This window comes from Streptomyces sp. NBC_00669 (assembly GCF_036226785.1).
Classification (GTDB): Bacteria; Actinomycetota; Actinomycetes; order Streptomycetales; family Streptomycetaceae; genus Actinacidiphila.
In genome coordinates this window covers 319,135-332,312 of the sequence record NZ_CP109018.1, presented here as the reverse complement: position 1 = coordinate 332,312, position 13,178 = coordinate 319,135, and the positions used below count along the sequence as shown (strand labels likewise).

General features: G+C 72.9%; 11 protein-coding genes. 2 read left to right on the top strand and 9 right to left on the bottom strand.

Annotation, left to right across the window (positions count from 1 at the left end):
- Positions 1–34 precede the first annotated feature (34 nt).
- Together OG896_RS01400 and OG896_RS01395 are read right to left on the bottom strand one after the other, a co-directional pair.
- Positions 35–4,315, bottom strand: a complete 4,281-nt coding sequence (locus OG896_RS01400; RefSeq protein WP_329361573.1) for a glycoside hydrolase family 3 C-terminal domain-containing protein — start codon at positions 4,313–4,315, stop codon at positions 35–37.
- 236 nt (positions 4,316–4,551) lie between these two features.
- Positions 4,552–5,019, bottom strand: a complete 468-nt coding sequence (locus OG896_RS01395) for a nitroreductase family deazaflavin-dependent oxidoreductase (RefSeq protein ID WP_329361571.1) — start codon at positions 5,017–5,019, stop codon at positions 4,552–4,554.
- A gap of 197 nt (positions 5,020–5,216) precedes the next feature.
- On the opposite strand from OG896_RS01395, the gene OG896_RS01390 reads away from it, so the two are divergent.
- Positions 5,217–5,411 (top strand): DUF6381 family protein, encoded by a 195-nt coding sequence (locus OG896_RS01390; RefSeq protein WP_328473187.1) that lies wholly within the window; start codon positions 5,217–5,219, stop codon positions 5,409–5,411.
- Between the two features lie 284 nt (positions 5,412–5,695).
- Here the strand turns inward: OG896_RS01390 and OG896_RS01385 are convergent, their stop codons facing one another.
- The gene (locus OG896_RS01385; RefSeq protein WP_329361569.1) at positions 5,696–6,055 is read right to left on the bottom strand and encodes a DUF6204 family protein; all 360 of its coding nucleotides are present in this window, start codon (positions 6,053–6,055) and stop codon (positions 5,696–5,698) included.
- Between the two features lie 141 nt (positions 6,056–6,196).
- Between OG896_RS01385 and OG896_RS01380 the strand changes: the two genes are divergently transcribed.
- A complete protein-coding gene (locus tag OG896_RS01380; RefSeq protein ID WP_329361567.1) occupies positions 6,197–6,445 on the top strand; it encodes a Smr/MutS family protein in 249 nt (82 codons plus the stop codon).
- A 43-nt stretch (positions 6,446–6,488) separates the two neighbouring features.
- Here OG896_RS01380 and OG896_RS01375 read toward each other — a convergent pair whose 3' ends face one another.
- The 6 genes from OG896_RS01375 to OG896_RS01350 all read right to left on the bottom strand — a co-directional run bounded on the left by OG896_RS01375 (position 6,489) and on the right by OG896_RS01350 (position 12,975).
- Positions 6,489–7,517: a carbohydrate kinase family protein gene (locus OG896_RS01375; RefSeq protein WP_329361565.1), complete on the bottom strand. Its 1,029-nt coding sequence runs from the start codon at positions 7,515–7,517 to the stop codon at positions 6,489–6,491.
- 147 nt (positions 7,518–7,664) lie between these two features.
- Positions 7,665–8,654 carry a zinc-dependent alcohol dehydrogenase family protein gene (locus OG896_RS01370; RefSeq protein ID WP_328473195.1) on the bottom strand — a complete coding sequence of 330 codons (990 nt, stop codon included), beginning with the start codon at positions 8,652–8,654 and terminating at the stop codon, positions 7,665–7,667.
- Positions 8,651–9,541 carry a carbohydrate ABC transporter permease gene (locus OG896_RS01365; protein ID WP_329361563.1) on the bottom strand — a complete coding sequence of 297 codons (891 nt, stop codon included), beginning with the start codon at positions 9,539–9,541 and terminating at the stop codon, positions 8,651–8,653. Before OG896_RS01365 ends, OG896_RS01370 begins: the two co-directional genes overlap by 4 nt.
- Complete coding sequence (locus tag OG896_RS01360; protein ID WP_329361561.1) at positions 9,541–10,509, bottom strand: carbohydrate ABC transporter permease; 969 nt, start codon at positions 10,507–10,509, stop codon at positions 9,541–9,543. The genes OG896_RS01365 and OG896_RS01360 overlap by 1 nt, the downstream gene beginning before the upstream one ends.
- 16 nt (positions 10,510–10,525) lie before the next feature.
- Positions 10,526–11,914, bottom strand: a complete 1,389-nt coding sequence (locus OG896_RS01355; RefSeq protein ID WP_443056899.1) for an ABC transporter substrate-binding protein — start codon at positions 11,912–11,914, stop codon at positions 10,526–10,528.
- Positions 11,915–12,213: 299 nt separating this feature from the next.
- Positions 12,214–12,975, bottom strand: a complete 762-nt coding sequence (locus tag OG896_RS01350; protein ID WP_328473201.1) for a DeoR/GlpR family DNA-binding transcription regulator — start codon at positions 12,973–12,975, stop codon at positions 12,214–12,216.
- Positions 12,976–13,178 lie beyond the last annotated feature (203 nt).

Below are 13,178 nucleotides of genomic sequence, written 5' to 3'. Positions count from 1 at the left end.
CGAGGTGGGGCTGCGGGTGCGGCGGTGGCGCGGGCTACTCGACGGCGATGTCGAAGACGTGCAGCCGGGTGCCGGCCTGGTCGCCGGTGACGGTGGCGGGCAAGGTGACGTAGGCGAGGGTCTTGCCGGCGGCCAGCGGGACCTTCGTCGCGTAGACGCTCACCGCCGTGGCGGCCGGGTAGCCGCTGCCGGCCGGGCGGTTCCAGGTCGGCGCGGTGGCGACCAGGTCGTCACCGGGCAGCGGGGTGCTCGGCGTCCAGTTGGTCAGGCCCAGGGTGAAGGGCGCGGTGCTGCCGTCGGTGTAGGTGAGCGTGCCGGTGCCCGAGCCGCTGCCGTTGTTCGCCGCGCCGAGGAACCACAGCTGCGTACCGCTCCCGCTCACCGCGATGTTCTGCCCGGCGGCGACCACGTTGTCGGGGTGGCCGGCCGCGGCGGACGGCCAGGTGAGGGCCGCCGTGCCGTGCGGGACCGGTTGCCCGGGGGTCAGGCCGGCACCGGCGAGCGACTGGGCGGAGTAGCTGTAGCCGGAGCCGTCGAAGTTCGCGGACTGCGGCGCGGCGTCGTCGCTGACCGCGGTGTTGTCGTAGGCGGCGGCGAGCGAGTCGAACAGCAGCGGCAGGTCGAGGGAGCCGCCCTGGAGCGGGTGGTCCTGCCCGGCCGCGGTGACCGTGCCGGTGAGGTCGATCGAGGCGGACGCCGCGTCGTTCCCCACGCTGACGGTCAGCTGCTTCGTCACCGACGCCCGGGGCGCGAGCACCACCGACGTCGTCGCCGGATCGACGCTCACCTCGGCCGGCGCATCGGTCCCCACGCTCACCGACACGCGCTGGTCGGCGGTGTTGCGCAGCGTCAGCGTGGCCGGGTAACTGCCGCCGGTCCGGGCGAGTTTCGTCGTCGAGGAGAGCGTCGCCGCCACCAGCGGGCCGACCGTGACCTGCAGCCCGCCGCGCGCGCGGTAGCCGCCGTCCGCGGACGCCTCGGCGGTCAGCCGCCACAGCCGGTCCTGCGCGCCCGCCGCGGGGGTCACCAGCCACGAGGTGGTGAGCCGGGTGCCGGGCTTCACGCTGCGGAACTCCGCGGTGGTGCGCGCCTTCGCGGTCCAGCCGGCCGGCACGTCGAGGCCGAGCCTGACGTGGCCGAGGGTCTGGGTGCCGCCGGCGGTGAGCGTGGTGGTCACCACGCCGCCGTGCGCCGGGTCGAGGGTCGCCGGAGCCTGCGCGGTCACCGCGCGGGCGCCGGTGGAGCGGCGCAGCGTGTAACTGCCGCTCAGCGGCAGGTCGCGGGAGGAGTCGCCCACGTACATCCGGTAGGTGCCGTCGTTCGTCTTCCACGCGTGCGTGGCGTCGTCCCAGGTGCGCAGGTCGGACGGGTCGATCGTGAAGGTGACCCGCTGGGACCGGCCGGGCCGCAGCGTCACCCGCTGGAAGCCCTTGAGCTGCTTGGGCGGTTCGCCGGCGCCGGCCGGGTCGCTGACGTAGAGCTGCGCCACCTCCGAGGCCGTACGGCTGCCGGTGTTCCGGACCGTCGCCGAGACCCTCACCGGCCCCGCCGCGTCGGCCGCGCCCGGCGAGACGCTGAGCCCGCCGAAGGAGAACGACGAGTACGTCAGGCCGTAGCCGAACGGGAAGAGCGGCGTCAGGTGGTGGGCGTCGTACCAGCGGTAGCCGACGTCCAGGCCCTCGCTGTAGTGGTAGTCGGTGGTGTTGGTCGCCACGTCGACGGTGCCCGGGTAGCGGGACGGGTCGGCGGTCGGCAGCTGGGACATGCTCGCCGGCCAGGTCTGCGGCAGCTTGCCTGACGGGTCGACGTCGCCGAACAGCACGGACGCCAGCGCCGCGCCGTTCTGCTGCCCGCCGTACCAGGACTCCAGCACGCCGTCGACCGAGCCGAGCCACGGCATCAGCACCGGGGCACCGGTGTTCAGCACCACGACGGTGTGCGGGTTGGCGGCGGCGACCGCCGCGACCAGGTCGTCCTGCGCGCCGGGCAGCGTCAGGTTCTGCCGGTCGCCGTCCTCGCTCTCGTCGTCGCTCACGACCACCACCGCGACGCTGTCCTGCTTGGCGGCGGCCGCCGCGGCCGCGATCGCGGAGGTGTCGGGCACCTGCCAGCCGAGCGTGACGGAGCCGTTGCCGGGCGGTGTGGTCGGGGTGCCGGCCACCGGCCCGCTCGGGCCGTTCACCGGCTGGTAGTTCTCCACCGTGATCGGCGTCCGCACCCCGCCCTTGAGGTGGATCGCGGAGACCCCGGGACCGTACTGCGCCCAGTCCTGGAAGACCGGCTGGCCGCCGACGGTCATCCTGACCCCGCCGGTGTCGGCCATCGAGAAGGTGTACGTGCCGGTGACCGGCGCGGTCAGGAAGCCGGTCCAACGCACCGAGAAACCGGCCGGGTTGACGCCCGGCCCCGGTGCGGCCGTGTAGTGGTCGTCGATGTCCGGCTCGACCCGGGTGAGCGCGGGGGCGCCGGACAGGTCGAGGTTGTTGTAGTAGCTGGCGGTCAGGCCCTGCTGGCCGCCGGCGGTGCTGAAGCGCGCCGAGGGGACGGTCGGCAGCTTGTCGGTCACCCCCGGCACGCGGACGCCCGAGCGCCCCACGGCGGTCTGCCCGCCGCTGCCGTCGGAGGTGTACGCGGTCAGCTCGGCGATCGACCACCAGCTGCTCGCCGACCCGGTCTGCACGATCCTGACGTACCGCGCCTGCCGGGCGGCGAACGTCGCGGTGACCCGCCGGCCGGTGCCGGTCCCCTCGGCGACCGGGGCGCCCCAGTCCTTGCCGTCGGCGGAGAGGTAGACCTGGTAACCGCGGGCGTAGTCCGTGCCGTTGCCGGCGTCCATGGTGATCCGGTCGATCGGGTGCGAGCCGCCCATGTCGGCGCTGACCCACTGGCCGCCGGCCATCGGTGTGCCGCTGGACCAGCGGGTGCCGAGGTCGCCGTCGAACATGTTGGCCGGCTGGTCGGAGCCGCTGGCGGAGGAGGAGGCCGCCCCCGTCCAGGAGCCGACCGTGTCCACCCGGACCGAGGAGCCCGCCCGCGCCGCGATGCCGTCCGCGACGGTGACCACCGACGACGGGTCGACCGGCACGTGCGAGCTGCCGCCGCCCCCGGTGATCGCGGAGTCCTTGGCGGCCGCTCCGATCACCGCGATCGACGGGGTGGCGGAGGTCTTCAGCGGCAGCAGCCCGCCCTTGTTCTTCATCAGTACGGTGCCCTCCGCCGCGATGTCCCGCGCGGTGGCGACGTGTGCGGGTGTCGTGGCGGTGGCACCGGGGGAGCCCGCGGTGGAGTCGAACAGGCCGTAGGCGAACTCCTCGGTGAGCAGCCGGGCCACCTTGTCGTTGAGCACGGCCATGCTGACCTGGCCGGAGCGGACGGCGTCCGACAGCGGCTGCCCGAAGTTGCCGGGGGCGGGCATGTTGAGGTCCAGCTCGGCGTTGGCGGCCTGCACGGTGCTGCGCGCGCCGTCCCAGTCGGTGACCACGAAACCGTCGAAGCCCCAGTCCTGCTTGGCGGTGTCCTTCAGCAAGGTGGCGTTCTCGTTGGCGTGCACGCCGTTGACCAGGCTGGTCGCGGCCATGATCGAGGCCGCGCCGCCCTCCTGCACGGCCTGCTCGAACGCCGGGTAGTAGATCTCGTGGAGCGTGCGCTCGTCGACGATCGCGTTGCCGTTGTTGCGGTTCTGCTCGGTGTCGTTGGCGACGAGGTGCTTGATGTCGGCCATCACGCCCTTGGACTGCACGCCCTTCACGTACTGCGTGGTCATCGCCCCGGACAGGTAGGGGTCCTCGCCCGCCATCTCGAAGACCCGCCCGCCGCGCGGATCGCGCTCCAGGTTGGTGTCGGGACCGAGGTCGACGCTGATGCCCTTGGTCTTCGCCTCGGCCCCGACCACCTGCCCGTACGACCGCTCCGCCGCCGGGTCCCAGCTGGCCGCGGCGGCCACCGGTGCCGGCAGCGCGGTGGTGCCGCCCATCACCACGCCGGCGCCGCCGTCGTTGAGGTTCAGGGCCGGCACGCACAGCCGCGGAACGGGGGCCACCACCCCCGCGTAGCCGGGCAGCCCGCTGCCGTGGGTCATCGACAGCTTCTCGTCGACCGTCATCCGCGCGAGCACCTGCGCGGCGCGCTGCGCGGGCGAGGCGCTCGAACCCACCCAGGGACAGCCGGCGCCGGCGCCGGCCGCCCCGCCCGCGGCGGCGGGGACCTGCCCCGCGGTCACGGTGAGCAGCAGCGCGGCCGCCACGCCCGCGACCCCGAGGGGCAGCCGTCGGCGGATCGGCGTCCGGCCCGGCCGGTGGTCGTGGGAACGGGGCATGCCTGGTCCTCCCGGGTGCTCCTCGCACGACGTCAGCCACTGCCGGACTGTAACGTTTCAATGCGAACGCGCCACAACCTAGGGCCGTATACAGCGGCAGTCAAGACACGTGCGAGGGCCGGTGAACCCCGGCTGGTTGAAACGTCTTTGAAATCCGGACGGTCCGGCTCAACCCCGGCGGCCGCGGGCGGTGACGTGATCGGGGCCCGCGGCCGGCGACTCGGCGGTGCGGACGGTCAGCCCTGCCCGCCCGCGCCCTGGGTGTCCTCCGCGTCGCTCGCGGGCGCGGGGCCGACCGGGGTCAGGGCGATCACGGGGATCGTGCGGGTGGTGCGGTTCTGGTACTCGGTGAAGACCGGGTTGCGATCGGCCTGGCGGCGGTACTGCTCGTCGCGCTCGGCCCCGGCCAGTTCCTTCACCTCCACGTCGAGCACCTGGTCGCCGACCTCGATCCGGGCGTGCGGCCGGGCGCGGAGATTCCAGTACCAGTCGGGATGGCGGTCCGCGCCGGCCTTGGAGGCGAAGACCAGGTAGCGCTCGCCGTCGGCCAGGTACGTCATCGGGTTGACCCTGGGCCGGCCGCTGCGCGCGCCGACGGTGTGCAGAAGCAGCAGGGGCACGCCGGCGAAGTTCCCGCCGACCTGGCCGTCGTTGGCGCGGAACTCGGCGATGGTGTGGGCGTTGAAGTCGTCGGTGCCGGACATGGTCTCCCTGTCGGTCGGAGCGGACGCGCTCGTACGGGACGAACGTAGTGGGCGGCATCCGCCCGGCGCATGTCGCGAGCGGCGCACGGGCCGGGGCCATGGCCGGGGGCCGGGCCGGGGCCGCTCCCGGTGGCGGCCGGGCGGGAGGGCTGTTTGGCTGGAGGTATCGGCTCTCGGCGCACGGAGCGAGGCGCGACATGAACGAGAACGGCCCGGCCAACGAGCGGCACGTCAGGGAAATGCGCGAGGAGGCGTTCGCGCTGGAGACGGACGCGGAGCGCAGCGGCGACCCGAAGGAGCGCAGGCGGCTCCAACAGCGGGTCAAGCAGATGGAGTTCGACTGCGAGCAGGAGAGCATGATGGCCGCGGGGGACATCTACCCGGCGCCGTGACGGGCCGTGGCCGACGGTGACCGCAGTGCCACCGCCGCCTACCCGCGTTCGCCAGACCCGCGCTCGCCGGACCCGGACCCGCGCTGGCCGGACCCGCGTTTGCCGGACCCGCGTTCGCCCGAGCCGGACCCGCCGGACCCGGACCCGCGTTCGCCGGCCCCGCGCTCGCCCGAGCCGGACCCGCCGGACCCGCGTTCGCCGGACCCGGGCCCGCCGGGCCCGTGGCCGCGCCTGACCCGAGGCCCGTCCGCGGCCGGACCCTTCGCCTGACCCGCCGGGAGGCCCTACGCCGGCTTCCTGGCCGCCTCGCGCCGCTGCCGCTTGCCCAGGGGCGCCTGGGAGAGGTCCTCGGCCTGGGCGCGCAGCTTCGCGTAGCCGTAGCCGCGCTCGTCGAGCCAGGCGCGCGCGGCGGCCTCCGCACGGGCGGTCGCCGCCACGATGTCCTCCTCGGCCTCCCCGGAATCCGTGAACCGGAAGGTGAACGCGGAGCGCGCCGCGAGGTCGTAGCTGAGGTGCCCTTCGGGGGTGAAGGCCGCGCGCAGGACGTCGTGCTCGGGTGCGTGCGCCAGCAACTCCGCGCGCTGCTCGGCGCTGAGCCCGTCGAAGACGCCGCGGACGGTGATACGGAACGTACGAGTGGTCACCGCGTGACCGTAGCCGCAGCCGTCCCCGGTCCGCCACGGGGTTTCCCGGCCGGGAGTACCGCACGTTTCCCGGCCGGGGGTACGGTGCTCATGGCCGCGCCGTACCGAGCGGTGCCGCCCGCAGGGAAGGCACAGGCACCGATGACGCTCACACTCGACCTGCATCCGCTCTTCCGGAGCGACCGCGACATCGACCGGGCGGTACGGGAGATCATCTTCCGGGCCGCGGCCACGAAGGCGGACCGGGTGGAGATCATCGCGGGCAAGGGCTCGGGAAAGCTCAGGTCCCGGGTGCTGGCGACACTGCGGCAGCCCCATCTGAAGCGGCTGTACCGGAGTTTCGAGACCGACCCGTCCAACCAGGGCCGGATCGTGGTCCACTTCGGGTGAGCGGGACGCCGTTGCCGGAACTTCCGGGCAGAAGCGCGGCCGGTCAGGCGGGCGGGCGGTCCAGTTCCTCGTAGGTCGGCGGGGCGGCCCCGGGCCGGGAGCAGGTGATACCGGCGGCCCGTACCGCGTACCGCAGCGCCCCGGCCACCTCGGGCGTCAGGGTGCCGGTGCCGGTGGCGTCGTGCAGCCGGGCGCGGGTCGCGGCGGTCGCGGACGGGCCGCCGGCGCCGAGCAGGTCCCGCCGCAGCAGGCCGCTGACCAGCGCGGACATGAACGAGTCACCCGCGCCGACGGTGTCCATCACGCGGATCGGCGGCGCCGGGACGTCGAGGTGCCCGTGCCGCCACCAGGCGCGGGCGCCGCGGGCGCCGCGGGTGAGCACCACCAGGGCGGGGCCGCGCCGGGCCCAGCCGGCGGCCGCGGTGTCGGGGTCCTGGTCCGGGTAGAGCCAGCCGAGGTCCTCGTCGCTGGCCTTCACCACGTCGCTCACCTCGACCAGGTGCTCCACCCGGGCGCGCTCGCGGGCGCGGTCGCCCAGCAGGGCCGGGCGGATGTTGGGGTCGTAGGAGACGGTGGCCCGCGCCCGGGACTGCTCGGCCGCGGCCAGCACCAGGTCGGCGCCCGGCGGCAGCGCGGCCGCGATCGAGCCGATGTGCAGGTGGGAGGGCGGACCGGCGCGCAAGGCCGCGACCGTCGCCGGCGCGAGGTCCCAGACCAGGTCGAACGCGTAGCCGACGCTGCCGTCCGCGCGCAGCCGGGCGGTGGCCGTCGACGTCGGGGCGTCGCCGACGGACCCGGGCAGCAGCTCGATGCCCCCGCGCTCCAGCCACTCCCGCAGCACCGTCCCGGTGCGGTCGCGCCCGATCCGGGTGGCGAGCCGCACCGGGTGGCCGAGCCGGCCCAGCCCGAGCGCGACGTTCGCCGGACTGCCGCCGGGATGTTCCCGCCGCTCCCCGCCCGCACCGGTCAGGACGTCGGTCAGCGCCTCACCGATCACCAGCGCCGGCACCGGGGGAGGCGGCAGCGGCGGTGGCGGCGGTACGGGCGGCGGCCCGGGCAGGGGCACGGTCATGGGCGTTCCTCTTCCGGCGGCGGCCTGGCGACGCGGGCGTACGGGGGTGCGGGCATACGGCGACACGGCGACACGGGGATGCGGGGACACGGACGGCGACGGCGCTGCGGACACGCCCTACGCGGACATGCCCTACGCCGGCACGCCCTACGGCAGGACCTGGATCTTGCGGCCCACGCCCGCCTGGAAGCGTTGCAGGGCCGCCGCGTAGTCCACCAGCGGCAGCCGGTCGCTGATGAACACCTCGGGGTCGAGCACCCCGCCGGCGAACAGTTCCGCGGCCCGCTCGTAGCTGTGCAGCACCGCCATGGAGCCGGTGATGGTGATCTCCTGGTTGTAGATCTTGTACGGCTCGATGGTGGCGCGGGCGGCGTAGTCGGCGACACCGAACTGGAGGAAGGTGCCGCCCTTGCCGACCCGGCCGAGGGCGTCCTGGATGGCGCCCGCGTTGCCGGTGGCGTCGATGACCACGTCCCAGCCGCGCGGCTGGTCGAGCTCGTCGGCGCTGGTCGCGGTCGCGGAGCAGCCGAGCCGCCGGGCGGTGCCCAGCCGCTCCTCGTTGACGTCGACCATGTCCACGCTCGCCGCGCCGGTGCGCTTGGCCAGCTCCATCATCATCAGGCCCATCGTGCCCGAGCCGTAGATCAGGACGTGGGTGGCGAGCTGGGAGCGCAGGATGTCGTAGCCGCGCACCGCGCAGGACAGTGGTTCGATCAGCGCGGCGTCGCGGGTGGCTATGTGCTCGGGGAGCTTGACGCAGTTCGCGGCCGGGGCGACCGCGAACTCCGCGGCGCCGCCGGGCTTGGTGACGCCGATCGCGTTCCACCGCTCGCACAGGTTGTTGCGGCCGATCCGGCAGTAGTGGCACTCGTGGCAGTACAGCGACGGGTCCACCGCGACCCGGTCGCCGGTGCGCAGGTCGCGCACCCCGGCGCCGACCGCGACGACCTCGCCGGCGAACTCGTGGCCCGGCACGATCGGCAGCGTCGGCGCGAACTCCCCCTGGAGGATGTGCAGATCGGTTCCGCACAGGCCGCAGGCCGCGACCTGGACGACGACCTCGGACGGCCCGGGCGCCGGGTCCTCCACGGTCTCGATGCCGACCTGGCCGGGAGAGCTGATGACGGCTGCTTTCACTTGACGGCTCCAAGAGAGAGGCCCTGGACGAGCTTGTCCTGGGCGGCGAACCCGGCGGCGAGTACCGGCAGGGAGATGCAGACGGCGGCGGCGCACACCTTCGCCAGGAACAGGCCCTGGCTGGTGACGAAGCTGGTCAGGAAGACGGGCGCGGTGCCCGCGGTGACGCCGGTGAGGACCCGCGCGAAGAGCAGCTCGTTCCAGCTGAAGATGAACGAGATCAGCGCGGTCGCCGCGATGCCGGGCGCCACGATCGGCGCGACGATCCTGGTCAGGATGGTGGGCAGCCCGGCGCCGTCGATGGACGCGGCCTCGATGATCGCGCCGGGCACGTCGGCGAGGAAGGACCGCATCATCCACACCGCGATCGGCAGGTTCATCGAGGTGTAGAGGATGACCAGCAGCCAGATGTTGTCGAGCATGCCGATGTTCTTCGCGATCAGGTAGACCGGCAGCAGGCCGGCGACCACGGGGAGCATCTTGGTGGACAGGAAGAAGAACATCGCGTCGGTCCACTTGCGTACCGGCTTGATGGACAGCGCGTACGCCGCCGGGGTGGCCAGCACCAGCACCAGCAGGGTCGAGACGACGCTGGCGGTGAGGGAGTTGATCAGCGGCGGCCACGGGCTGACCCCGGTGCCGGAGCCGAAGAACTCGCGGTAGCCGTGCAGGGTGAGCGGGGCGTCGATCTTCGGCGGGTTGGTGCCGGCGTCCTGCTCGCTGTGGAAGGAGGTCAGCACCATCCACGCGAACGGCAGGAAGAAGACGATCCCGCAGATCCAGGCGCCCAGTGCCAGCAGCCGGCGGGAGCGCCGTTCCTTCCGCTCGCGCGGCGCGATGCCGGCGACGGGCGCGGCGGCCCGGGCGTCGAGGGTGGTGGCGGCCATCAGTGGGTCTCCTCCCTGAGCAGCGACGAGACCGAGCGCAGCGCGAAGGTCGCCACGATGATCGACAGGATCACCACGATCACGCCCTCGGCCGACGCCTGCCCGTAGTCATGGGCCTCGTAGAAGGTGCTGTAGACGGCGTAGGGGAGGTTGGCGGTGCCCAGGCCGCCGGAGGTGAGGGTGAAGACGGCGTCGAAGTTCTGCACCACGTAGACGGTGCCGAGCAGCGCGGCCAGCTCCAGGTAGCGGCGCAGGTGCGGGAAGGTCAGGTAGCGGAAGATGTCCCAGCTGCCGGCGCCGTCCACCCGGGCCGCCTCGACCACGTCGGTGGGGCGGGACTGCAGGCCGGCCAGCAGGATCAGCATCATGAACGGGGTCCACTGCCAGATCAACGACGCCTCGACGGCGAGCTTCGGCGACGTCGACAGCCAGTCGGGCTGCGGCGCGGAGTCGCTGCCGAACAGGCTCCACAGCCAGGTGAGCGAACCGTTGATGAAGCCGTAGGTGGCGTTGTACAGCGCGTGCTTCCACAGCAGTGCGGAGGCGACCGGCACCACCAGGAACGGCGTGATCAGCAGGGTGCGCACCGCGCCCCGGCCGGGGAACTTCCGGTCCATCAGCAGCGCGAGGCCCAGCCCCAGCACCAGGCTGACCAGCACCACCGTGACGGTCAGCACGACCGTGGTGGTCAGCGCCGAGCGCAGTTGCGGGTCGGTGAACTCCTCCTTGTAGTTGTCGAGGCCGGTGAAGCCCTTGTCGCTCGGGTCCAGGGCGTTCCAGCGCATGAACGAGATCACCAGGGTGCCGACGAAGGGCAGTTGGGTGACCACGATCATGAAGACCAGCGCGGGCAGCAGCGGCGCCCGCCGGGCCCAGGCACCGCGCGGCCGGCGCGGTGCCCGGCCCGCGGCGGACCGGGAGACGACCGGCGGCGCGTGGCGGTGGCGGATGATCGACGGAGTACTCATCGTGTCGGATTCCCGCTCACTTGCCGGCGTACTTGCCGGCGACCTTCTCGGCGAGCTTCTGACTGGCCTTCAGCGCGCTGTCCACGCTGGTGCGGCCGGCGATGGCCGAGGAGAGCTGCTGGGAGACCTGGGTGCCCAGGTCGGTGAACTCCGGAATCCCGACGAACTGGATGCCGGGCGCGGGCCGCGGCTGCACCCCCGGGTTGGCCGGGTCGACGGCCTTCAGCGCGTTCAGCGTCGGCGTGGCGAAGGCGCTGGACGCCTTGACGTAGTCGGGGTTGGTGTACGTCGAGGCGCGCTTGCCGGCCGGCACCCGGGACCAGCCCAACTGCTTGCCGACCAGGTCCTCGTAGCCCTTGCCGGACGCCCAGGAGATGAACTTCCACGCGTCGGACTGGTGCTTGCTCGCCTTCTGCACGCCCCACGCCCAGGTGTACAGCCAGCCGGAGTTCTTGGTCTGCTCCACCGGCGCGGGCACGTAGCCGATCTTCCCGGCGACGGGCGAGCCGGAGCCCTCCAGCGAGCCGGCCGCGGAGGTGGCGTCGTACCACATGGCGACCTTGCTCTGCTCCAGGTCGTTGAGGCACTCGGTGAACCCGGACTGCGCGGCGCCGGCCTCGCCGTGCTTGCGCACCAGGTCCACGTAGAACTGCGTCGCCTTGGTGAAGGCCGGGCTGTCCACCTGCGCCTTCCAGTCCTTGTCGAACCAGGTGCCGCCCATGGTGTTCACCACGGTGGTCAGCGGCGCGATCATCTCGCCCCAACCGGGCTGGCCGCGCAGGCAGATGCCCTTCATGCCCTTCTGCGCGCCGTCGGCCTTCGCCGCGAGGTCGGCGACCTGGGTCCAGGTCGGGTTGGCCGGCATGGTCAGGTGCTTCGCGGCGAAGACGTCCTTGCGGTACATCAGGAACGACGACTCGCCGTAGAACGGCTCGGCGTACAACTGGCCCTGGTAGGTGAGGGACTGCTGCATCGCGGGCAGGATGTCGCTCTGGTCGAAGGCGGTGTCGGCCTTCGCCTCGGACGTCAGCGGGGAGAGCCAGTTGTTCTTGGCGAAGATCGGCGCTTCGTAGTTGCTGATGGTGCCGACGTCGTACTGCCCGGCCTGGCTGGAGAAGTCCTGGGTGATCTTGTCGCGGACGTCGTCCTCGGGCAGCACCGTGAAGTTCACCTTGATCCCGGTGGACTTGGTGAAGTTCGCGGCGGTCAGCTTCTGCAGGTCGACCATCTGCGGGTTGTTGACCATCAGGACGTTGATGGAGTGCGAGCCGGAGCCGCCGCCGGCCCCGCCCGCCCCCGAACAGGCGGCCGCGAGCAGCATGCCCGACACCGCCAGAGCCAGCGGGGGCAGGGTACGGCGGCGCAGTCTGCGGGAGGCGCCGGTCGAGCCGGTGGAGGATGTCATGATTCGTCCCTTTCATGACTGGAGTCGGGGTGTGCGGGAGTATCCGGCGGGCCGATGGCGGCATGCCGGAACGGGCTGGTGGAACAGGGGGGTTGGGCCGAAGTCGAATCGGTGGGGGCGGGGTGGGGGGAGCGGTGGGGAAGGCGGCGCGGGGAGGCGGCGCGGGGGAGGACGGGTGGTGGGGGACGGGGGAACGGCGAGCGGAACGGGGACGGGCGGTGGAACGGGGGCGGCCGGCGGAACGGCGGGGTCGGTGGCGGCTGTTCGGGTCAGGGGCAGCGGGCGGACGGCGCCGCGGGTCAGGCCCGGAAGACGCGCGGGCCGAGCAGGGTGTAGCGGTGCGCCTCGGTGCTGGACAGGCCGGTGTCGGTCACGATCGCCTCGAAGTCGGCGACTTCGGCGAAGCGGCAGAAGCTGCTCGCGCCGAACTTGCTGTGGTGGCCCACGAACACCCGCCGGCGCGAGACCTCCAGCGCCTTGGCCTTGACGTCGGCGACGACCGGATCGGGTGTGGTCAGGCCCAGTTCACGGGAGATGCCGTTGGAGCCGACGAACGCCAGGTCGATGACGAAACCGGAGAGCATGGCGCAGGCCCACGAGCCGACGGTCGCCAGGGTCCTGGCCCGGACCCGGCCGCCGAGCAGCAGCACCGTGGTGTCCGCGGACTCCGCGACCGCCGCCGCGGTGGACAGCGACGCGGTGACCACCGTCAACGGACGGTCGCGCGGCAGCAGCGAGGCGAGCAACTGCGGTGTGTAGCCCTCGTCCACGAACACCGTCTCCGCCTCGCCGAGCAGCTTGACCCCCTCGGCGGCGATCCTGCGCTTGTCGGCGACGTGCAGGTTGACCCGCTCGGCGAGCGCGGTCTCGAATCCCGCGCCCTCGACCGGATACGCGCCACCGTAGGTGCGGCGCACCAGGCCGCGGCGCTCCAGCACTCCCAGGTCACGCCGGATCGTCTCCGGGGCGACCGCGAGGTCGGAGGCGACCGCGGTGACCTCGACCTGGCCGTGGTGGCGGGCCAGGGTCAGGATGCGGTGCTGACGCTCCTCGGCTCTCATGCCCACCTCGCTTCTCGCTCCGGTCCGGGCACGGCCTGCCCGGTATCGCCCGTAGAAGATTTATACCGCTGGGCCTTTGCCCGTCCATGGCCCACAACGGACAACAAACGGTCCGGTTCGACCTGTTCGAATGAACAGTCGGCGCAGGTCGCGGAGGGGCAGTGCCCGAAGTCGCGGCGAAAAGCACCCAAAGTCGCGGCTCC